Here is a 20,260-nt window from a genome sequence, read left to right as displayed (position 1 = left end):
CCGACCGATGCGCACGTACGGATAGTTATGATCGTTAGCGCATAGTGGGTATGAACCTGCTGGCTGCTGTGTGGATGTATCTGCCCCCATATCCCTACCCCCCCGAGTCCTGGGGTCCTTGGAGGTGAACCGCCGTGGCACTCTCGATTTCGGCGGTGGTGCTGCTGGCGATCATCGTCTTCCTGCTGATCAAGAAGTCGGGCCTCAAGACCGGGCATGCGGTCGTCTGCATGCTCCTCGGCTTCTACATGGCGTCGTCGACGATCGCGCCCACGATCAGTGAGTTGACGACCAACATCGCGGGGATGATCGGCAGCATCAGCTTCTGAACCGGCCGGCCCCGTCCGGCCCGACTCCACGCCCCGCGGGGGCACCGACGCGACACGCTGGGACCGACAGGTGCAGGTGAAGGAAGCCGGGCTGCTCGCCGTCATGGGGCTGCTGGTCCTCTGGCTGCTGTGGAGCCTGGTGAACCTCTACCGCATCCCCACGGGCCTGCGGGACGGATCGTGGCGGCGTCCGCTGTGGTGGGCGCGCCTGTGGTCCCTGGCGCTGTTCGTCGGCTTCGCGGCCTGGCTCCGGGGGTTGCTCAGCGGCGGACTCGACGTCGGCGAGACATGCGCGCACGCCCACCATCAGACGTACGACAGCGCCTACCTGGAGGCCCACCCCGAGGCGTTCAGCGAGCTGTTCCCGCTGAGCAACAAGTGCAACGCGCACTACGACCTGGTCCCGGCCTGGGTGAACCCGACCATCGCGAACTGCGCCGCCTTCGTGCTGCTCGCCACCGCCGTACTGCTGTGGTTCGGCACCGCCCGGCTCGCCCGCTTGACCGGGGAGCGCCCGCGGTCACGGACCTGACCGCGGGGCGCCGGCTTTTTGGCGTCCGCTGAGGTGGACGCGCCTGTGGTCCGCCTGATCGGTGCCCTCGGGCTGTTCAGGCCGCAGCGGGCGCCGGTTCCGCGGATGCCGCACCGGTGCGGACGGTCCTGGCGCCGCGGCGGTCGGCGATGAGGATCAGGACCAGACCGAGCACGACCCAGGCGGTGAGGACCAGGGCAGGGGCCCCCGCTCCGGTGCCGTCGAAGAAGGCGTTGGCGCGCAGCAGGCTGCCGGACGCACCCGGCGGCAGGAGCTGCCCGAGGGCTGCCCAGCCACCGGGCAGCCAGTACGGGCCGGTGCCCAGACCGGACAGGGGGTTGCCCAGGAGCATCATCACGGCCGCGCCGACCCCGAAGCCGGCCATGCCGGTCAGGGCCTCCAGACCGACGAAGGTCATGGAGAGGGCGGCCAGGCCCAGGCTCAGCCCGAGGGCGGTGATCCAGTAGTCGCCCGCCAGCGAGCCGGTCCCCCACTGGAGGAACGCGGTGACCGCGGTTCCGGCGAACAGGGAGAAGAGCACGGCACCGGCCAGCCGTGTGCGCAGGCCGGTGCGGCCGGGGAAGAGCCGGGCGAGGAGGACGGCGGGGATCATCCCGCCGAAGACCAGCGGCAGTGCGGCGGCGGAGAACCCGGCCCCGCGGGGGTCGTCCTCGGGGAAGGGCGCGAGTTCGTGGACGGTGGGCTTCGTCTGCTGCTCGGCGGCGACGGAGTGGGCCATGGCGGTCAGCGCGCCGCCGGCCAGGGGGGCGCCCGCGGTGGCCGTGTAGACGTCGATCCCCTCGGGGGCCAGGACGAGGCCGCCGATGATCTCACGGTCCTTGACGGCGGAGGTGAGGGCCTCGGCGCTGTCGTAGACGGTGACGTCCCACTCGTCCCCGTCGAGCGTCTTCTCCAGTGACCGGGCGGCGGCCTGCGGCCCCGAGACGCCTATCGGGGCCTTGTGAGGGCCGCCGTTGACGCTGGGCAGGGCGAACGCGCAGAGCATCAGGGTGACCACGGCCGTCAGACCGAGCAGGGCGGCGACCAGTTTCCGTGCGGCGCCGGGCTGCGGGGCCTCGGTCCCCGTCGGGGGCGCGGGGGGAGGGGTGGGGTGATCGGACATGGCGGTCGCGGTCTCCTTCCGGCCTGCGGACGCGTCGCCGGGCACAGGCACCGGCGCCGGGCAGGGCGGTGACGGGAATCGGTGGTCTCGCGCCGCCCCGCACGGGCGGCACCACCCTGGAATGAAACTCGATTACAGGGTAACCTTATCCATGTGTCAAGTATCAGCGAGTTCTCTGCAGGAGCGGTGCCGGAAGAAGTGGTAAGGGCGGCACTGCGCGTCTCCCGCACCCGGGGCGTGCCGGTGGCCGACGTCCCGCTGCTGGCCGTCGCCGAGGAAGCGGGCATCTCCCGCAGCACCTTGATGCGACGGCTCGGTGGCACCCGTCGTGCGCTGGACGAGGCGGTACGGGCGGCCGGAGTGGATCCCGGAGGCCAGAAGCCGGTCCGGCTGCGCGCCGTGGAGGCCGCGGCCGGGCTCATCAGCGAGCACGGCCTGACCGCGGCCACCCTGGAACGCGTGGCCGCCGACGCCCGGTGCTCCGTGCACAGCCTGTACGCGGCGTTCGGCGGACGGGACGAACTGCTGCAGGCGGTCTACGAGCGCTACGGCCCGATCCTGGACGTCGAAGCCGTCCTCGCCGGCCCGCACGAGGACCTGCCGGAGACGGTCCGCAGGGTCTACCGTCTGCTGGCCGATGCCCTCGGTCGTGAGCCGCGGGTCCTGCCCGCCATGCTCGCCGACGCCCTCTCACGCCCCGAGGACCCGCTGGTCCAGTCCGTGTACCGGCGATTCTTCCCGCGGGTACTCGACGGCGTCGGGCAGTGGCTGACCGAAGAGATCGCCGCGGGACGGATCCGGGACCTCCCCCTGCTGCTGCTGATCCAGCAGATGACGGGCCCCGTCCTCTCCCACTTCCTGCTGCGCCCCGCCGCCGCGCACCTGCCCGGCGCGGAGCTGCCTTCCACGGAAGAGGCCATCGAGGTCTTCGCGCAGAACTTCCTCCGGGCCGTCGCCCTGCCCCCGCCCCCTGACCGGACCTAGAGCAGGCTGAGTGCCTGCATCGCCTCGCGTTCGATGCGTGAGAGGTCGTGGAGGACGGAGCCGGCCTGTACGAGGTTCCTCGCGTCACCGGATTCGCCCGCTGCCGCGACGAGTGCGGCCACCTGCGTCCAGAGGGTGGCGGCCTCGGCGTACAGGGCGTGGCCGGTGCGCAGGTGGCCGCTGTCGATCAGCTGGGCGCACTCGGCGAGGAAGTCCCGGTAGAGAGTGCGGAACAGGGCGCCGCCGGTACCGGCCCTCTCCATGAGGACGGCGGTCCGTGACAGGTCCTCCCGCGGATCGTCGCTGCGCTGCAGCCACTTCGGCACCTGCCCGGCGGTCTTCTCGATGCCCCGGTGGCCCAGGTTCGCGATGGGCGGGTTCAGGAAGGCGTCGGCGCAGGTCCTGATCGCGGGGATGACCCTGTCCCGCGGTGACGCCGGGCCGCCGGGCACTGTGAGGGTGAAGGAGCGGTGCCTGGCGGTCATGGGGCCGCGCGCGGCCCTGGCTCTGGCCAGGCCGGCGAGGCCGGTGGAGACGGCTCCGCCCTGCTGGTCGGTGTCCACCAGGTAGGCGTCCTGCTCGTCGTAGCCGTACATGGCCACGATGTGCCCGCCGAAGTGCACCTCGGTGCTGAAGTAGTCCAGGTGGTAGCTGTCGAGTTGAAGGCCGACCGGCCGACCGGCGTCGAGGGGTCCCGCCACGTTCCGCCATGCCTTGCGCGGGGAGGTGGTCTCCTCGACCAGCAGCTCGAGCCCGAGGGCGGCGGCCAGGTTCCTGGTGAGCTCGAACGGCTTGACCCGGCCTCCCAGGAAGGGAAACCCCATGGCCTTGCTGTCCCAGTAGACGAAGGACAGCCCGGAGCCGAGCCCGAACAGCATGGGCTCGGACAGGTCGATCCCCTCGTGCCGCAGCAGCACCCCCAGCGCCGTCGTCTCGCAGTGCTGCATGCCGCGGGCATCGATGCCTTTCACCATGACCATGCCGCTCATTCTCCTCCCCCACTTGACGGCGACGCCGTAGCCGGACGGCCTCGGCATCAGCCTGTCCGGCGGGCTCGACGTGGGCGCCGGGACACGCGTCCATGCCCGGGGGAGGACACACTGTCTCAGAACCGTGAACACTTTGGCCGTTACTGTCCTGATGCCGCTCGTTTGAGCGCTTAAGTGGCACTTGGCGGCCGAGTGCTCACGCTTTTCCATAGGGCACCCTCTCCGGCCTCGCAGCGTCGGGGCCGTGGGGATCCCCCACACCACCCGGCGGGGCACCGACCAGTCCAGGTGACAGGCGACCCCCCGGTCTCGGTAGATGATCTCCCCCTGGATGGGCGGTCAGCCGCAATGCCGGCGGCCCTGCTAGGGGGCTTATCGGGTCGTGATCAATCTGTGCGATTCGCCCTCGCGGTGGAGCGACTTCAGGAAGCCGATCAGCTGTCCGAGCATCCTCTCGAACTCATGGGCACTCATCCGACAGTCCTCGAACTGCCCGTACATGTCCCCAAGTTCGATCTCATCCGGCCCCACGCGGCTGACCTGCGCACTCGTGGTCGACAGGGCGTAGTCGTCGCCGAACTCCTCCGCCATCCGCCGCCACTCGCGCAGATAGCCCTCCACGGCGACGGCCGAGTCGCTGAAGGGAACCAGCAAGGTCTCGACGGCGAGCCGCACGTTCTCCGGCACACCGGAGGGTGCGACGGCGAAGACCATGCCGTCCTCGTCCACGGTGAAGGACCACTCGTCGGTGTCTGTCATCAGAGCCTCCCTCGGGGGAAGAAGATGGAAAGGCATACCAGTATTCCAGCCGCCCGGTGAACCTCGCAGGTCAGACAGCGAAATCCTGCTGGAGTACTAGGCGCGTCGAGAACACATCGTCCGCGACCTCCAGTCCGCACGGCTGATCATTGGACGGGCTGGTTCACGACCATGCGAGGTTCGCTGCATCCCATGTGCGGGTGGCGGAATCGCCGTTGAGGAGCGGGTCTGCGAAGGCGGTGACCTGCCGGACGACGTCAGTGAAGCGTTCGGGGTAGCCGATCGTGGCGGGACCTTGTCGGCGGCGCCATGCGGTGTAGGAGGTCTGGCGGCGCTCGGCGAGGTCGGTGGTGGCGGCGATCCTGCGGATGATCTCGGTCTCTTCGGCGGGGAACGCGCGGCCGAGGATGTCGATGTCGCGGGTCGTCCGACGGGCGCCGAACTGGGCGAGCAGCAGGGCGCCTTTGAGGACGAAGTGCTCCCGGCCGAGGGGTGATGTCCCCAGTCGGTAGAGGAACCGTTCGAGGACGTACTCGACCATTACCTCGTCCGTGGACCGGTTGTTGCGGCGGGCCAGGTTGCGCAGGTCGTTGTAGACGCGCCCGGCAGTGGTGTCGCGTGTCGGGTTGGCCATCAGGCGAGCACCGCCTCTACTGCGGGGCGGATGACGGAGAGAGCGCCCAGTTCGTGGGCGATGTGCTGGAGTTCGCTGACCCCGCCGCGTCCGTTGCGGCGCAGGTAGCGGCCGAGTGCGGACAGGGCGAGGGTCTCGTCGATGCGGTTGCGGTGGCGCATGGCGTCGACCGTGCTGCGGGCAGCGCTGTAAAGGGGGATGGTCTCTCCGGGGGCTGCTTCGAACCGTTCGACGCCGAGACCGAAGGTCTTGGCGGCGTACTGCGCCACTACGGTCGGCGGATAGGAAATCGTGGGGCGGCGTGAACCGCGTGGCACGGCGATGTGTACCGCCGTGGGGATGTCGTCGATCAGCTCGTGCAGGGCCAGAGCGGACTCACCGCACACGACGGCACGGGGTGCCCGAGTGCACACGGCCAGCAGGTCCGTGTGTGCGGTCTCGGGTGCGTCGGCCTGTCGGTACATACCACGGGACAGTTCGTCTATCTCCCCCTCAGCGACCAAGGACGCCAGGTCGCGGGGAGAGAACAGTGCCTGGCGTGCCTGTGCCGTAGTGAACGTGGGAGAGCGGCTTGCCAGCCGCCGCTCCAAGCAGGGGTTTTCCATAGCGGTCATGTATCGAATGGCACCCCTGTATCGATGCGAGGGGGTCGATTTGATGCGTCCTGGCTGTGGGGCGCGGTGAACAAGCGTCCAGCAACGGTTCACCACCGTTTGTCCGGGTGGGTTCCGGAGTGGACGCGGGCCCACTGGGTGCAGGCATGCAATCCGTTCGGCTACGAGGATCTGACCGCTCGCGACAAGGTCAACTTCGACATCACGTGAATGAAGGGCCCCGCCCGAGGTGATCGTCTGCGACCTCCAGTCCGCCCTCGACGAGTTCACCGCCATCGCCCGTTTCCTGGGCGGCGAAGTGGGCGTACTGGAGGTCGAGCAGCGGGTCGCTGGGTCAGCCCCTTACCGCGTACGGGACGAAGTCGGCCCACGCGGAGGGGGCGAAGGCCAGCCGGCCGCCGTCCACGTCCTTGGAGTCACGGACGTGGATGGTGCCGGGCTGGGTGGCGATCTCGACGCAGGAGTCCGTCTCCGCCCCGCTGCTGTAGCTGCTCTTGAACCACGTCAGGTCGCTAGCGTCCCTGGACGAGGTGTTGCGGATCATGTCTCCCCCAGCAGTTGGTCGATGAACACGGCCGACTCGCGTGGTGTGAGAGCCTGCGCCCGGATGATGCCATAACGGAGTTCAAGGATACGGAGTTGCCTCGGGTCGGAAACCGCTCGGCCGTGGGCAACGCCCGGTGAGCGGCCCACCGCCGTTCCATCCTCGAACTTCAGCACTTCGATCGCCCCGTCCACACCGGCGTGCTCCTCGCGGTCCACCGGCATCACCTGGATCTCGACGTTCGGCAACTTCCCCAGCTCAAGCAGGTGTTCGAGCTGCTGGCGTACCACCATTGTCCCCCCGAGCCGCCTCCTGAGCGTCCACTCGTCCTGGATAAAGCTGAGTTCGGGTGCCGAGTCGCGCTCGAAGACAGATTTACGGGCCATGCGAGCAGCTACACCTCGTTCGACTTCCTCCTCGGAGTATCGAGGTCGCCGCATCCGGAACAGAGCTTGCGTGTAATCCGGCGTCTGCAAGAGGCCGTGGATGTTCACGGGGTCATACAGCTGGAGCTCAACCGCCCGCCCTTCCATCTGCGCCAAGTCCCGCACCTTCTTCGGGTACCGGACCTTCTTCACGTCCTCCTTCATCGCCGAGATGAGGCCACCGGCATTGAACAGCTCGTCCGCCGTGTCCAAGAACTCGGGCCGGGGGATGCGCTTGCCGCTCTCGATCTTGTACACGAGGTCGTCGCCGTAACCGACCGCCACCGCGAAGTCGCCGACCCTCATGCCCGCCGCCTCCCGGCGGAGCCTCAACTGCCGTCCCACGGTGGCCACTACCGCGAGTGCCCAGTCGTCGTCCGGGTCGACCTCCCATCCCGGTTCATCCGTCTGGTCCGCCTCGGTCGTGACCCGCACCGCCTCGCCGTTCACCGACATGTCGCGCTCCTCCGTTGTGCCGCGCAGTATCGTCACGACGTGCGGGTGAGGGGCCGCGTCGACAGTTCGGACAAGGCCGGGCAAGCCGTGGACGGTCACCCTACGCAGCGCCGTGATTACTCATCACGGTATGTCCGGTCGGCCACGCTGAGTGACGTGAATCAGGAAATTGCCGAGACCAGATCCCAACCCGACAGCGGAATCCGCGACTTCACCGTGCTGCTGTCGTCCACCCCGCGCGGTGCCCGCCTCGCCCGTCTGCTCGCGGCGGACGCGCTCCGGGACTGGGGGCTTCCGCAGGAGGCGGCGAGCCATGTCGTGGCGGAGCTGGCGGCCAACGCGGCCACTCATGGCCGGCTTCCCGGGCGCAGTTTCCGCCTGACGCTCTACGTGGTCGGAGGCACGCTCCGCATCGAGGTCACAGACACGCGCGGCGAGCGGCTGCCCGCACTCCAAGCGCCCGATGACGGGGCCGAGTCGGGGCGTGGGCTGCTGCTCGTCGAGGCGCTCGCCGACCGCTGGGGAGTGGTCGAGGGGCGGTTCCCGCGGAAAACCGTATGGGCCGAACTGAGCCTGACGCCACCGGAACGCGACATCGCGGGTTCCGGCGGCGTCGACGGCTGAAAAGACAAAGAACGAGGGGGAAAGAACCCCACCAAGCCCCACCCCTCCCGCCCGTGGCGTGCACTCACTCGGGCGGGTGAACATCTCCGGTTCGGCTGGATTTTCGGGCCGTCGAGGACCGACGCTCAGCGCAGGACAACAGCAGACATGCGACGGCCCCCGCCGGGACTGCAATCCCAGTGCGAGGGCCTGACCACCGAGGAAGACAGGACTTCCCGATGGGTACCCAGAACCCTAGCGCGCACCCGCGCGCCCAGGCCCGTATCGCGGGCAACCAGCGCCCGAACCGGGGCCACCGCACCGGTGGGCTCCAGCACGACAACTCCCGCCACACCACCCGCTTCACGGTCATCGGCAACCACCTCGCCCAGCACCAGAAGCTCTCGCTGCTCGCCATCGGGCTCGGTACGCACCTCCAGTCGCTGCCGAAGGGCGCCCCGGCGGACATCAAGACCCTCTCCGCCCGGTTCCCCGAGGGGGCCACCCGTATCGCCGCCGCCCTGCGCGAGCTGGAGGCCCACGGCTACCTGCGCCGCGAGCGCGTACGCACCTCCTCCGGCCGGATCGTCACCCGCACGACCTCCTGCAACCAGCCGGAGGCGGCCCGCCACCACGCCGGGACACCCACCTGTCCGGCGGCGGAACCGCAACAGCAGGAGCGGCAGGAAGCGTGCGAGGAACGGGAGTCGCCGCGCGCGGCGCGTGAGGAACGAGCTCCCCGCAAGCAGCTCCCTGCCGTACCCGGCCCCGGGTACCCCGCCCCCACGCTCCTCCAGGCCGCCACCGACCTCCTCGCCGGCCTCCACCGCCACGATCCCCGGCTGTTCCTCTCCGCCTGCGACACGGCCCACCTGGCGCCCGGCGTCGCCGCCTGGCTGGAGCGGGACGTCACCCCCGCCGCCGTACGCCACGCCCTGACCGCCGACCTGCCGCCCGAGGGCGTACGCCGCCCCGCCGCCCTCCTGGCCCACCGCCTCACCGCCCAGCTGCCGCCCCCGCCGCCCTTCCGTGCACCGGCCGAGCCCTCACCCGGCCGGTACGAGATGCGCAACTGCGACGGCTGCGACCGCGGCTTCCGCGCCCCGGTACCGGGCCCCGACCGCTGTCGCGACTGCCGAACCGAATGCAGGGAGGTCGGTTGACATGAGCGTGCGTCAGGGCGTCTCCCGCCTCCACCGGGCCGTGCGGGATGCGGTTCGGTCGATGGACGACACCGGCACCGTCCCGGGCACATGCGCGAGCACCAAGACAGGCATCATCGACGAGAGGGCCGCCCTCCGCTACGCGGACCCGGCGCGGGCACTGCTGGAACGGGCGGCCGGGCACTCGGCACCACCCTCGGGAAAGGGACTCGGCCCGGCTTGCGGTGCCGTGAAGAACGTGGGGATGCCTGCGGAGGAAAATGACGGTTCCTGGTAGAACTGGGCCGTGCCGCTCCGGAGTGGCACGGACAGCCACCTTGCCCGGCGGATCCCCTCCGCGTAGGCGGGCGCGACGAGGCCGACGCGGTCGCGCAGCCGGCGTGGGAGGGGCGGGCGGGAGTCCCCGTCGGTACCGGTCACGGGCGCCCTCCCGGAGTGGGGCGAGTGGTCAGGGACGGGTGCCGGGCGGGTTCGGGCGGGCGAGGCCGAGATCGTAGGCGAGGATCGTCGCCTGGACGCGGTCCCGCAGGCCGAGCTTCCGCAGCAGCGCGTTGACGTGGGACTTCACGGTGCCGACGGTGATGCCGAGCTGCTCGGCGATCTCCCCGTTGGTGAGGCCGGAGGCGACCAGGGTGAGGACGGTGCGCTGGCTGCCGGTCAGGCTGTCCAGCCCGGGGGAGCTGCCTGCCGGGACCGCGGGGCCCCGTCCGGACGCGTAGTGGCCGATGAGGCGGCGGGTCGCGGACGGCGCGAGGACGCTCTCCCCTGCCGCCACCACCCGGATTCCCCGGAGCAGTTCGGCGGGGTGGACGTCCTTGAGGAGGAAGCCCGACGCGCCGGCGCGCAGCGCGTCGAAGACGTAGACGTCGAGGTCGAAGGTGGTCAGGACCAGGACCTTGGGCGCGTCCTCGCGGCCGGTGATGATGCGGGTGGCGGCGATGCCGTCCAGTTCGGGCATGCGGACGTCCATGACGACCACGTCGGGCGACAGTTCCCGGGCGAGCCGTACCGCGGCGGCGCCGTCGGCGGCCTCACCGACGACCGTCATGTCCTCCTCGGCGTCGATCACGGCGGCGAATCCCGCCCGCACGATGCCCTGGTCGTCGACGACCAGCACGTCGAGGCTCATCGTTGTCCCTCCTCGATGCCCGGCGCGCCCGCAAGGGGCAGCCGGATCCGTACGGTGCCCCGGGGGCCGGTGGTCAGCGTGCCGCCGAGTGCGGTCACCCGAGTGGCCAGCCGCTCGTCGGCGGCCGTGTCCGCGGTGTCGGGCACTCCGGTGGCGGTGAGCGTCAACGTATCGGCTTCCGCGTCCAGTTCGACAACGGCGGGTTCGTCCCCGCCGACGGCCAGAACCGTCTCGGCGGCGTGGTAGGCGGCCAGGTCGACGGCGGTGGGAAGACGTGCCGGTACGCGGTCGGTCAGCCGTATCTCCACGTCCCGGCCGGTGGCCCGGCACTGGTGGGCGAGCAGGTCGAGCGCCTGCAGGGTGGGCTGGGGCCGCAGGGCGGGCTCCGCCTGCTCGTCGCGGACCGCGTCGAGCAGGGCGCGCATCGCGGCCAGGGCCTCGCGGGCACGGTCGGCGGTCGCGTCGAGGCGGCCCGCCTCCGCCTCCGCGACCATGTCGGCGGTGCAGGAGAGGACGGTGGTCTCCAGTCCGGCGGCGATCCTGCGACGCTCGGCCCACGCGTCCCGGACGGCCTCCTCGGTCCACGTGACGAGCCGGTCCTGATGGGCGCCCCGGGCGGCCCGCTCGCGCCGGCCGCGCCGGGTCCCGGCCCAGCGGCTCGCACCGGCCACCAGAGCCGTCGCGGCCGTCGTCCCGGCGACGACCGCCACGACGGGGAGTGCGGTGCCCCGGTCCAGGACCGCCGCCGTGGCGGCCCCCGCGTGCACGGCCACGGCGGCGACCGGGAGAACCGGGCGCCTCACCGGCCGGGTGGCGGGCGGAGTCAGGCGCGAGCGGGTGCCGGTGCCCACGGCGGACGGACCGGCGGGGTCCGCTGCCCGCGCGTGCGGGGGGCGGATCTCGGCGAACCGGTCGCGCAGCCGCTCGACGACCCGCGCGTCCGGGTGCGGGGGGCGGGCTCCGGCACGGGACGGGGCGGCGGCCCTCCGGGCGGCGTCCGCCACGAGCACCGCGCAGGTGGCCGGCAGGCTCAGCGCGAGAGGCAGCAGCACCGGGCCGGTGTAGTGGCCCGCGGACATCGCCGCCGGCCAGAGCGGGACCAGGGCGAGCAGGGCACCCCGGGCCGCGCGGGGCGACCTGCGCAGCCACAGCAGGGCGACCGCCTGGGCCACGGCGAGCAGCCCGAAGAACACGCCCGCGGGCACCGTCGCACCGGGCTGCAGCGCCTCCTCCCGGTGGAGCACCAGCATCGGCAGCGTCGGCTGGACGACCAGGCCGAACGCGGCCGTCAGCTGCGCCAGGCGGTAACCGCGCGGGACGGAACGTTCCACCGGGGCTCCGGTCCGGCCCGGCAGAGCCGCGCGCACCTCCCAACCGCCCTCCGCCGTGGGGCCGGTGACGAGGGTGCCGCCCGCCTCACGGGCCCGCGAGCGCAAGAAGTCCTGGCCGCGTCCGCCGCCGAGTCCCGCGCCGTGCGCCGCCGCACCGGCCGGCGCTGCCGAGCTGGTGACCGTGACGTCGGTGCCGGTGTCGCCGTACCGGACGCGCACCGTCGTCCGCGCGCCGGGAGCGTGCCGCGCCACGTTGGTCAGCGCCTCGCGCACGATGCCGTACGCCGCGTCCGCGACGGTGCCGTCCGGCAGCGGGTCGATCTCACAGTCGATCCGCTGGTCCAGGCGCCGGAAGCCCGCGACCAGATCCTGCAGCCGCTCCTCCGGTGAGGGAACGTCCTCGCGGGAGGGCGCCGGGGCCCGTACGGCACGGAGCGCGCGGGTCACCTCGTGACCGGTGCCGACGGCGAAGTCCAGTGCCTCCCGCACGAGTTCGGGGCGGCGGTCGCGCAGCCCGAGCGCAGCTCCCGCCGTGACGACCACGGCGGTCAGATGGTGGGCGCTGACGTCGTGCAGCTCCCGTTCCATGCGCCGCCGCTCGACCGCCGGCAGGCGGTGGCGCTCGGCCTCCGTACGCTGCCGCAACCGCTCGGCGGCGCGGCGCGCACGGCGGGTCCGTCGTACGCGGACACCGGCGCCGCACGCGGCGGCGTACAGCAGCGCCGTCAGGGCGAGGTGGAGGCTCTCGCGGCTGCTGATCCCGTGCAGGCTGACGTTGTACAGCGGCTGCCAGACGGTGAGCGTCAGGACGCACAGCACCGCGGTGAAGGCGTCCCGCCGGGCCGCCACCGTGAACAGGGCCAGCCCCACCCCGGCCGTGCCGAGCACCGCCGTCGCCCCGGCGGGCAGCGGGCCGGCGCCCAGCGCGCAGGCGGCGACGACCACGAGGAGGGCGACCACCGGACGGTTGCGGCGCAGGACGAGCGCGGCCGTCACCGGCACGGCGACGAGCACCGCCACCAGGAGGGCGCCCGGGGACGGGGCCGCCCCGCGCACCAACGGTGCCCCCGGCCACACCAGGGCCTGGGCACAGAGCAGCAGGACCGGGAGAAACCGGTCGTCGGTTCGGTTCATGGCTGGACAAGGCTATGACCGCGGACGCGGGGCCCGGCTCCCGCTGAAGGCGGATTCCCGTCTCTTACCCGGGTTGCAGAGGCTCTGCCCGCGGTTCCATCCGCCGGTCATCCCGCAGGGCGACGACCGCGCCGGGTGCCCGGGCCTAGGCTCGATCACATCGAGAAGGCGGCCGACCACCGCCTCCCCGAACACGCCCCACCAGCGCCTTCGCCGCGTTCAGCGGTCCTTGCCCGTCGTACACGTCGTACCTGGGTGAGCGGGCGCGTCCGATGCTCCACCACACGCGATTCCAGGGGGATTTCCCATGTCCAAGCGCATCATTTCCGCCCCGCCCGCCCGAACCCGCCCGGCACCCGTCTCTGACCGCTCGACCCACTCCGGGAGCGTGCCCGTGACCGGTACCGACGGGGACTCCCGCCCGTCCCTCCCGCGCCGGCTGCGCGACCGCGTCGGTCTCGTCGCGCTCGCCTACCTCGGGCTCTGCGCGGCCGTGCTCGTGTGGGCGGTGGTGGCGAGCGTGACCGACGACTCCGGCGAGGCGATGGCGCTCGTCTTCCCGCTCCTCGTCACGGCCCCCGGCAGCCTCGTCGTCCTCGTCCTGCCGGAACACGGCTCGATGTTCTTCGCCTCGCTCGTCATCGGGGCCGCGGTCAACGCCGCGATCATCAGTTGGTGCACCAGCGTCCTGCGCCGGGGGCGCCCGGACCCGGAGTCCTGATGCCGCTCCCGGGCGCGATGGCGGGGCAGGTGCCCGCGCCCGGGCCTGACACACCGTCCCGAAGCGTGAGCGCTTCGGCCGCCGCTGTCCTGATGTCGCTCATGTGAGCGCTTGCCTGACACCTGGACGCCGAGTGCTCACGCTTTTCCACGGAACATCCGTCTCCGGCCCCGCAGCATCGGCACCGCAAAGACTCCTGCACCACCCGGCGGGACAGCAACCCCCCCTCCCGGGCCCCCGACCGTTGCCGCGACTGCCGGAACCGAACGCAGGGAGGCCGGGCCGGCATGAGCGTGCGTCAGGGCGCCTCCCGCCTCCACCGGGCCGTGCGGGATGCCGTTCGGTCGACGGACGACACCGGCACCGTCCCGGGCACATCCGAGATCACCGAGGCAGACGTCATCGGCAAGAGGGCCGCCCTCCGCTCCGCGGACCCGGCGCGGGCACTGCTGGAACGGGCGGCCGGGCACTCGGCCCCGCCCTCGGGAAAGGGGCTTGGCCCGGCTTGCGGTGCCGTGAAGAACGTGGGGATGCCTGCGGAGGAGGAGGACGGTTCCTGGTAGAACTGGGCCGTGCCGCTCCGGAGTGGCACGGACAGCCACCTCGCCCGGCGGGTCACTTCCGCCCCGGCCATCCTCCTGGAGCCCGCTGTGTCCTTACGGACAGGTACCGTCCGCCCGATATCCCTGCTCCTGTCGACCGTGTTCGCGGCCGGAACGCTCACCGGCTGCATGCTGCAGGAACTCGCCAGGGACTGCGGGGGGACCGACGGCCGGGTGAAGGAGATGGCCACGCTCGACATCCTCGACTCCCGGCCCGCCGAGGCCACCGTCGCCCGGGGCTTCGAGAAGGTCGACGCCGGCTGCTGGGCGGACAGCGGCGATGTCGCGGTGTACGCCGACCGGACCTACGCCTTCCCCGGAACGCAGGGCGAAGTGGCCGCACACTACCGGACGGCAGTGGCACGGGACGGTTGGAAACCGGACCCCGAAGCCGTGCCCGACGACCTGTGCTTCGTCAAAGAGGAAATGTCCCTGCACATCTCCTTCCTCACCGCCGAGGGCCTCGAGGAGGACGGCCACGGAAGCCGTCCCGACCTCACCACCGGGGCCGGCTACTCGATCAATGTCCACTCGTTCGTGAACAGCGGCGTCGAAGCGGGCTGCTAGAAGTCGCCGCCGCAGCGTCACGCCCGCCTCAGGAGTGATGCGAGGGTGACGGCCGCGTCGTGCGTGAGTGAAGCCTTCCGGCCGCCGCGGGCCGTGGACGGGTCCGGCCGCAGGACCGGCGCTACGCGGTCGGGCCGGGGATCCGCAGGTTGCTCTTTCCGTTGACGGTGGGGTCCTTCGTGTTCTGGAGGGTGTCGAGAATGGCCAGGCCCTGGCTCACCAGGCCCGCGGCCATCTGACTGACGCCCTCGGTGCCGTTGAGGACGGTGAGGTGGGCGCCCGCCATGCCGCGGGCGGCCGCGTCGGCGAGGGCCGGCAGGTTCTCCACCACACGGTTGGCGGCGATCAGTTCCTGGTTGCCGTCGCGCAGCGAGCGGGCGCGGGCGGTGTTCGCGTCGGCCTGGGCCTGGGCGAGTGTCCGCTCGGTGTAGGCGTTGCCGTCCGCCTCGAACTTGGCCCTGTCCCGGGCGGCTTCGGCCAGGGTGCGCTGCCGGTACGCCTCGGCGTCCGCCGGGCGCCTGACCTCTCCTTCGAGGCGCTGGGCCGCCAGTTCGGCCCGGCGCTTGGCGAGCGCGGTCTGCTCCTCGATGACCTCGTGGGACGCCGCGGCCTCGGCGAGCGGGCCGGCCTGGGCGGCTCGGGCCTTGGACTGCTCGGTCTCGGCGAGGAACCCGGCCCGCTTGATCGCGGTGTCCCGCTCGTACTCCGCCTTGAGGGCGGCCGCCTGCTGTTCGCGTTCGGTCGCCTCCTGGTCGGCCTTGGCCTGGGCGATGCGCGCCTGGCTGGCGACCGCGGCGGCGTGCGGGGCGGCGAGGTTGTTGATGTAGCCGGTGGCGTCCTCGATCTCCTGGATCTGGAGCGCGTCGACGACGATGCCGAGTTTCTCCATCTCGCTGTGGCTGCCCGCCATCACTTCCTGGGCGACCCGGTCACGTTCCCGGATGATCTGTTCGACGGTCAGTCCGCCGACGATGGACCGGAGGTGTCCGGCGAAGATCCGGCCGACGAGCTCCTCCATCTGCTCCTGCTCGGAGAGGAAGCGGCGGGCCGCATTGGCGATCGAGACCGCGTCGTCGCCGACCTTGAACACGCAGACCGCGCGCACATGCAGCTGGATGCCCTGCTGGGTGACGCAGTCCTCCGCGATCTCCGCTTCCCGCAGTGCCAGGGACAGCATGCGGGCCTTCTGCATCACCGGCAGTACGAAACTGCCGTGACCTGTGACGATACGGAACTGCGTTCCCTGCGCCTGCCGTTTCGTACCGGATATGAGCATGGCCTCATTGGGCGCGGGGACCTGCCAGAACAGCATGGGAGAACTCCCGTCGAGCAGCGGGACGCAACATGTTTTCAAGGCCTTTGCAGGGCCGTTCAGGGCGATTCAGGGCGATTCAGGACGGTAGCGGCTCGACGATCACCGAGCGTGCCGAGAGGGAGTCGACGACGACGACCCGTGCGTTCCTTGCGAGGGGGGTGTTGGTGCGCGACCACGCCGCGTAGGTCTCCGAGCCCCCGCGTACGGCCACCAGGACCTCACCCGGTCCGTCCGGAGGAATCCCCACGGTGATCCTTCCGATCGCTCCGACCGGACTCCGGGAGGACTCGTCAGCGCCGGGCACGGGCCCTCTCGCCGGGCATACGCCTCATGATCACAGGCGATCACCTCCGGCCCCGTCCTCGATCGAGAGCGGCCGCGACACTCGAGTCGGCGGCGACGACTCTCCCGATGCCTTCACGGTACTCCCGCCCGGCAGGGGGCGGGACGGCGCCGTGCCCGCGGGGCCGCCGGGCGACTCGTAGGCTGGCCCCATGACGGAACTGCCCTCCCCCAGCCTCCGGCCGGGGGGACCCCCCTCTCGCTCCGCTCGGCGGATGATGCTCGTGCACGCCCATCCGGACGACGAGTCGATCAACAACGGCGCCACCATGGCCCGGTACGCCGCCGAGGGGGTGCACGTGACACTGGTCACCTGCACGCTCGGTGAGCGCGGCGAGGTCATTCCGCCCGAGCTGGCCCACCTGAGCGGTGCCGCCCTCGGGCAGCACCGGATGGGGGAGCTGGCCGAGGCGATGCGCGCGCTCGGGGTCGACGACTTCCGGCTGCTCGGCGGTGCCGGGCGCTACAGCGACTCCGGGATGATGGGCCTGCCCGACAACGACGATCCCGGCTGCTTCTGGCAGGCCGACGTCGACCAGGCCGCCGGTCTGCTCGCCGAGGTGATCCGCGAGGTCCGGCCCCAGGTCCTCGTCACGTACGACGAGCGCGGCGGCTACGGGCACCCCGACCACATCCAGGCGCACCGCGTCGCCATGCGCGCCGTCGAGCTGGCCGCGGGGGCCGGAGCGGACGAGGCGGACGGGTGGGACGTTCCCAAGGTGTACTGGAACCGGATGCCCCGCCCCGTCGCCGAGGCGGCCTTCGCGCGTCTGGAGGACGAACTCTCCGGGCTGCCGTTCGACAAGGCGGGCAGCATCGGTGACCTGCCCGGAGTCGTCTCCGAGGTGCACGTCACCACCGAGGTCGACGGCACGGCGTACGCCGCCGCCAAGGCCGCCGCGATGCGGGCGCACGCCACCCAGATCACGGTGGCCGAGCCGTACTTCGTGCTCTCCAACGCACTCGCACAGCCGCTGTTCACCACCGAGTACTACGAGTTGGTGCGTGGAGAACGCTCCGTCGGCAGGGAGAGCGACCTGTTCGCGGGAGTGGACACCGGAGTCGGGGCGGGGGAGGCGTCGTGAGCGACCGGAGCGGCCAGGACCGGCCCGTCTCGGTGCTGGCCCAGCCGCTGCGACTGCCCTCCGCCGGGCGGCTCGCCGCCTGCCTGGGGCTGTTCGCCCTCGGTGCCGTGGTGGGTGTGGCGGGGACGCTGGTGCAGCCCGCCTGGTTCCCGGGCGGGCTACTGCTCGCCCTCGCGGGCGAGGCCGGGCTCTGCCTCGCGGCGGGCATCGTCCTCCGCAGCCGGGCCGGGGCCGCGTCGGCCGCCGGTGGCTGGGTGCTCGTCGTCCTCCTGCTCACCGCCAACCGCCCGGAGGGCGACTTCCTGTTCGCCGCGGGAGCCGGGTCCTATCTCTTCCTGCTCGGCGGCATCGTCGTCGCTGTGATCTGTGCCACCCTCGCGCCGGTGCGGCAACCGAACGGCCGTACCGTCCGACTTGGGAAGTGACGTACCACTTCGCCGGGGTACGCGCGTGCGGGTCCCGTGCGGGTTTCCCCGGCGGTCCTGAGAAACGGGCCGTACGTGGCCAGTATGGTGGTGCGCGCGCCGCTGAGCCTCCCCGAACTCTCGGCTCCGGTCGAGTCGGGGGGGACCCCACCGTGAGGTCGTGACGGGCGGCGGAGCCAACCGGGAGAACCTGCCTTGAGTCGTGAAACTGACACTCCGTCCACCGGGCCCAACGGGCGCGGCGGAGCCGCGTACCCGTCGGGCACTCCGCCCTACGGGATTCCGGCGATTCCGGACGAGGCGACGGCCGCGGGCCGGCCGGCCGCGCGGTCGGACGAACGGCGTCCGGACGAACGCAAGACCGAGACCACCCTGACGACCAGGATCCGGATCAACATCCCCGGATCGAGGCCCATTCCGCCGGTCGTCGTGCGCAAGCCCGTCACGGACGGCGAGGGCACGGACGACGGCGGAACCCAGTCCGACACCCGTGCCGAGGGGCGGGCGCCGACGCCCGGGTCCGCGGGCACCGGTACGGGCGTCGGGCCCGGCTCCGGTTCCGGTGAGCCGCCCGCGCCGGCGGCTCCGGGCGCGCCGTCCGGCGGCTCGGGGCAGCTGGTTCCGCAGCAGCCGGCCCCGCAGCAGTCGGCTCCGGCGGAGAAGCCGACCAGTGACTGGTTCGCACCCCGCAAGTCCGGCGCGGGCAAGGGCGGTACGGGCGGCGGCTCCGGCAACGGGGCGGGTGCGCCGAGCGGTTCGGGCTCCGCGGCGCCCGCGGGCAGCCCCGCCGGTGCCCCCGGTGCCCCTGGCGCCGGTGCGCCCGGTGGTGCGCGGCCGGGTGGACGTCCGGCCGGCGTGGTCGGCGGCATGAGTGTGACGAGCGGCGCCCGGCCCGGCGGCCCCACCGGCACGAACGGTTCCGCACCCGGCGCCGGCGGGCTCTCCGGCGCGACCGGCGGCCCGGTGGCCCCCGGGCGCGGCGGCGGCACCGGTTCCTTCGACGTGACCGAGGCGCTGGCCGGCGGCGGCCAGGCCGGGCACTCCGGCGCTCCCGAGCAGCCCGGCGCGTCCAGCCCCTCCAGCCCGTCCGGTCCGTTCGGACCGCCCGGTCAGTCCGGTCAGCCCGGCCAGTCCAGGCCGGCGCTGTACCAGGGCGGGCCCGAAGGGCCCACGACCGGCCCGGTCACCGGCCGGGGGCCGATGATCCCGCCGCGCGGCAGCGGCCCCCGCGGCGCGGGCGGCCCCGGCAGCGGGCTGAGCGACGACACCGCGAGCCTCACCCCGCAGATCCACGCCCCCGACCCGGACGCCCCGGGCTACGACGCCCACTACGACAGCGCCACCGGGTACACCGGCACCAGGAACGCCCCGGTCGTCCCGGCGAGCGCGGCCTTCGACGCGGACGACACCCCCGCCGGCGGCCGCGGCTCGCTCACGCCCTCCAGGTTCCCCGAGCCGGCCGCCCCGACCCCGCCCCCGGCGGCGTCCTCGAAGGCGCCGAAGAAGAAGGGACGCAGCAAGCTCCCCCTGCTCGGCGGCGGCGTCGTCCTCCTCCTCGGGGTCGCCTACGGCGCCGGTCTGCTGATGAACCACTCCGACGTGCCCAAGGGCACCACCGTGCTCGGCGTCGACATCGGCGGCGGCACCCGCGACGAGGCCGTGAAGACGCTCGACAAGGCCCTCGCCGACCGGTTGAACAAGCCGCTCGAGCTGGCCGTCGGCGACAAGACCGTCGAACTGCAGCCGGACAACGCCGGACTGCAGCTCGACACCGACGCCACCGTCAGCGCCGCGGCGAAGAGCGACTACAACCCGGTCTCCGTGATCGGCTCGCTCTTCGGCAACAGCCGCGTCGTCGACCCCGAGATCCCCGTCGACGAGGAGAAGCTGCAGGCCGCCCTGGAGGCCGCGGGCGGCGGCTCCGGCAACGACGGCACGATCACGTTCGAGTCCGGCAAGGCCGTCGCCGTCTACGGCGAGCCCGGCGCGGGCATCGACGTCGACAAGTCGGTCGACGCGATCGAGGCGGCGTACCGGACCCAGGTGGAGACCGGTTCCTCCTCCCCGGTGAAGGTCCCGACCACCATCCAGGAGCCCACGGTCTCCAAGGCCGAGGTCGACCGGATGATGAAGGAGTACGCCGAGCCGGCGATGTCGGCCAATGTGACCGTGCAGACCGATGCGGCGCACTCGGTGGCGATGAGTCCGCAGAAGTCGCTGTGGAAGTTCCTCAGGGTGGAGGCCGTCGACGGCAAGCTGGTCGACAAGCCCGACCTGAAAGCCCTGGAGGAGCTCTACGGCCAGACCTTCGACGGTGTGGTGATCACCCGGGGCAACGGCGAGAAGACACCGGTCACGCCCCAGGACGTCTACGCCGCCCTGCGTCAGGCACTGACGAGCACCGGCGACCGCGTCGCCGTCATCGAGACCGACCCCAGCTGATCGGGACCGGCC

General features: G+C 72.0%; 23 protein-coding genes and 1 pseudogene. 12 read left to right on the top strand and 12 right to left on the bottom strand.

The window, feature by feature from the left end:
- The first annotated feature begins 134 nt into the window (after positions 1 to 134).
- Together PYS65_RS12560 and PYS65_RS12555 are read left to right on the top strand one after the other, a co-directional pair.
- Positions 135 to 329, top strand: a complete 195-nt coding sequence (locus PYS65_RS12560; protein ID WP_109376839.1) for a hypothetical protein — start codon at positions 135 to 137, stop codon at positions 327 to 329.
- A gap of 70 nt (positions 330 to 399) precedes the next feature.
- On the top strand, positions 400 to 861 hold the full coding sequence (locus tag PYS65_RS12555) for a hypothetical protein (RefSeq protein WP_279334037.1): 462 nt from the start codon (positions 400 to 402) through the stop codon (positions 859 to 861).
- A gap of 76 nt (positions 862 to 937) precedes the next feature.
- Here PYS65_RS12555 and PYS65_RS12550 read toward each other — a convergent pair whose 3' ends face one another.
- A complete protein-coding gene (locus tag PYS65_RS12550; RefSeq protein ID WP_279334036.1) occupies positions 938 to 1,984 on the bottom strand; it encodes a hypothetical protein in 1,047 nt (348 codons plus the stop codon).
- Positions 1,985 to 2,137: 153 nt separating this feature from the next.
- Between PYS65_RS12550 and PYS65_RS12545 the strand changes: the two genes are divergently transcribed.
- Positions 2,138 to 2,968 (top strand): TetR/AcrR family transcriptional regulator, encoded by an 831-nt coding sequence (locus PYS65_RS12545; RefSeq protein ID WP_279334035.1) that lies wholly within the window; start codon positions 2,138 to 2,140, stop codon positions 2,966 to 2,968.
- Here the strand turns inward: PYS65_RS12545 and PYS65_RS12540 are convergent.
- From PYS65_RS12540 to PYS65_RS12515, 7 genes and pseudogenes are all read right to left on the bottom strand, one after another.
- Positions 2,965 to 3,948, bottom strand: a complete 984-nt coding sequence (locus tag PYS65_RS12540; protein WP_279334034.1) for a DUF4872 domain-containing protein — start codon at positions 3,946 to 3,948, stop codon at positions 2,965 to 2,967. The two genes, PYS65_RS12545 and PYS65_RS12540, sit on opposite strands and share 4 nt — an antisense overlap.
- A gap of 381 nt (positions 3,949 to 4,329) precedes the next feature.
- Complete coding sequence (locus PYS65_RS12535) at positions 4,330 to 4,716, bottom strand: hypothetical protein (protein WP_279334033.1); 387 nt, start codon at positions 4,714 to 4,716, stop codon at positions 4,330 to 4,332.
- 163 nt (positions 4,717 to 4,879) lie between these two features.
- Positions 4,880 to 5,350 (bottom strand): nucleotidyl transferase AbiEii/AbiGii toxin family protein, encoded by a 471-nt coding sequence (locus PYS65_RS12530; RefSeq protein WP_279334032.1) that lies wholly within the window; start codon positions 5,348 to 5,350, stop codon positions 4,880 to 4,882.
- Positions 5,350 to 5,814, bottom strand: coding sequence for a type IV toxin-antitoxin system AbiEi family antitoxin domain-containing protein (locus PYS65_RS12525; protein ID WP_279334031.1), 465 nt, complete (start codon positions 5,812 to 5,814; stop codon positions 5,350 to 5,352). Before PYS65_RS12525 ends, PYS65_RS12530 begins: the two co-directional genes overlap by 1 nt.
- Before the next feature lie 3 nt (positions 5,815 to 5,817).
- Positions 5,818 to 5,955: pseudogene (locus tag PYS65_RS34935) on the bottom strand (type IV toxin-antitoxin system AbiEi family antitoxin domain-containing protein); the annotation flags it as partial.
- 343 nt (positions 5,956 to 6,298) lie between these two features.
- Positions 6,299 to 6,508 carry a DUF397 domain-containing protein gene (locus tag PYS65_RS12520; protein WP_279334030.1) on the bottom strand — a complete coding sequence of 70 codons (210 nt, stop codon included), beginning with the start codon at positions 6,506 to 6,508 and terminating at the stop codon, positions 6,299 to 6,301.
- The gene (locus tag PYS65_RS12515; RefSeq protein WP_279337931.1) at positions 6,505 to 7,389 is read right to left on the bottom strand and encodes a helix-turn-helix domain-containing protein; all 885 of its coding nucleotides are present in this window, start codon (positions 7,387 to 7,389) and stop codon (positions 6,505 to 6,507) included. Before PYS65_RS12515 ends, PYS65_RS12520 begins: the two co-directional genes overlap by 4 nt.
- A gap of 156 nt (positions 7,390 to 7,545) precedes the next feature.
- Between PYS65_RS12515 and PYS65_RS12510 the strand changes: the two genes are divergently transcribed.
- The 3 genes from PYS65_RS12510 (at position 7,546) to PYS65_RS12500 (ending at position 9,432) form a co-directional block, all read left to right on the top strand.
- On the top strand, positions 7,546 to 8,013 hold the full coding sequence (locus PYS65_RS12510; protein WP_279334029.1) for an ATP-binding protein: 468 nt from the start codon (positions 7,546 to 7,548) through the stop codon (positions 8,011 to 8,013).
- Between the two features lie 218 nt (positions 8,014 to 8,231).
- Complete coding sequence (locus PYS65_RS12505; protein ID WP_279334028.1) at positions 8,232 to 9,155, top strand: helix-turn-helix domain-containing protein; 924 nt, start codon at positions 8,232 to 8,234, stop codon at positions 9,153 to 9,155.
- Between the two features lies 1 nt (position 9,156).
- Complete coding sequence (locus PYS65_RS12500) at positions 9,157 to 9,432, top strand: hypothetical protein (RefSeq protein ID WP_279334027.1); 276 nt, start codon at positions 9,157 to 9,159, stop codon at positions 9,430 to 9,432.
- A 171-nt stretch (positions 9,433 to 9,603) separates the two neighbouring features.
- Here the strand turns inward: PYS65_RS12500 and PYS65_RS12495 are convergent, their stop codons facing one another.
- Both PYS65_RS12495 and PYS65_RS12490 read right to left on the bottom strand, forming a co-directional pair.
- Entirely contained in the window at positions 9,604 to 10,284 is a 681-nt protein-coding gene (locus PYS65_RS12495; RefSeq protein ID WP_279334026.1) for a response regulator, read from the bottom strand.
- Positions 10,281 to 12,749, bottom strand: a complete 2,469-nt coding sequence (locus PYS65_RS12490) for a sensor histidine kinase (RefSeq protein WP_279334025.1) — start codon at positions 12,747 to 12,749, stop codon at positions 10,281 to 10,283. The genes PYS65_RS12495 and PYS65_RS12490 overlap by 4 nt, the downstream gene beginning before the upstream one ends.
- A 394-nt stretch (positions 12,750 to 13,143) precedes the next feature.
- Between PYS65_RS12490 and PYS65_RS12485 the strand changes: the two genes are divergently transcribed.
- The 3 genes from PYS65_RS12485 (at position 13,144) to PYS65_RS12475 (ending at position 14,639) form a co-directional block, all read left to right on the top strand.
- Entirely contained in the window at positions 13,144 to 13,470 is a 327-nt protein-coding gene (locus PYS65_RS12485) for an SCO4225 family membrane protein (protein ID WP_279334024.1), read from the top strand.
- Positions 13,471 to 13,757: 287 nt separating this feature from the next.
- Entirely contained in the window at positions 13,758 to 14,033 is a 276-nt protein-coding gene (locus tag PYS65_RS12480) for a hypothetical protein (RefSeq protein ID WP_279334023.1), read from the top strand.
- 87 nt (positions 14,034 to 14,120) lie between these two features.
- Positions 14,121 to 14,639 (top strand): hypothetical protein, encoded by a 519-nt coding sequence (locus tag PYS65_RS12475; protein WP_279334022.1) that lies wholly within the window; start codon positions 14,121 to 14,123, stop codon positions 14,637 to 14,639.
- Between the two features lie 121 nt (positions 14,640 to 14,760).
- Here the strand turns inward: PYS65_RS12475 and PYS65_RS12470 are convergent, their stop codons facing one another.
- Both PYS65_RS12470 and PYS65_RS12465 read right to left on the bottom strand, forming a co-directional pair.
- The gene (locus tag PYS65_RS12470; protein ID WP_279334021.1) at positions 14,761 to 15,951 is read right to left on the bottom strand and encodes an SPFH domain-containing protein; all 1,191 of its coding nucleotides are present in this window, start codon (positions 15,949 to 15,951) and stop codon (positions 14,761 to 14,763) included.
- A gap of 79 nt (positions 15,952 to 16,030) precedes the next feature.
- Entirely contained in the window at positions 16,031 to 16,201 is a 171-nt protein-coding gene (locus tag PYS65_RS12465) for a hypothetical protein (protein WP_202276381.1), read from the bottom strand.
- 247 nt (positions 16,202 to 16,448) lie between these two features.
- Here PYS65_RS12465 and mshB point away from each other — a divergent pair, with 247 nt between their 5' ends.
- From mshB to PYS65_RS12450, 3 genes are all read left to right on the top strand, one after another.
- Positions 16,449 to 17,381, top strand: a complete 933-nt coding sequence (mshB, locus tag PYS65_RS12460; protein WP_279334020.1) for an N-acetyl-1-D-myo-inositol-2-amino-2-deoxy-alpha-D-glucopyranoside deacetylase — start codon at positions 16,449 to 16,451, stop codon at positions 17,379 to 17,381.
- The gene (locus PYS65_RS12455; protein WP_279334019.1) at positions 17,378 to 17,806 is read left to right on the top strand and encodes a DUF6113 family protein; all 429 of its coding nucleotides are present in this window, start codon (positions 17,378 to 17,380) and stop codon (positions 17,804 to 17,806) included. The genes mshB and PYS65_RS12455 overlap by 4 nt, the downstream gene beginning before the upstream one ends.
- A 195-nt stretch (positions 17,807 to 18,001) precedes the next feature.
- The gene (locus PYS65_RS12450) at positions 18,002 to 20,248 is read left to right on the top strand and encodes a hypothetical protein (protein ID WP_279334018.1); all 2,247 of its coding nucleotides are present in this window, start codon (positions 18,002 to 18,004) and stop codon (positions 20,246 to 20,248) included.
- Positions 20,249 to 20,260 lie beyond the last annotated feature (12 nt).

Source organism: Streptomyces cathayae, from assembly GCF_029760955.1.
Lineage (GTDB): Bacteria > Actinomycetota > Actinomycetes > Streptomycetales > Streptomycetaceae > Streptomyces > Streptomyces cathayae.
Note: the sequence above shows the minus strand (reverse complement) of the source record. Positions and strands in the feature narration are given on the sequence as shown.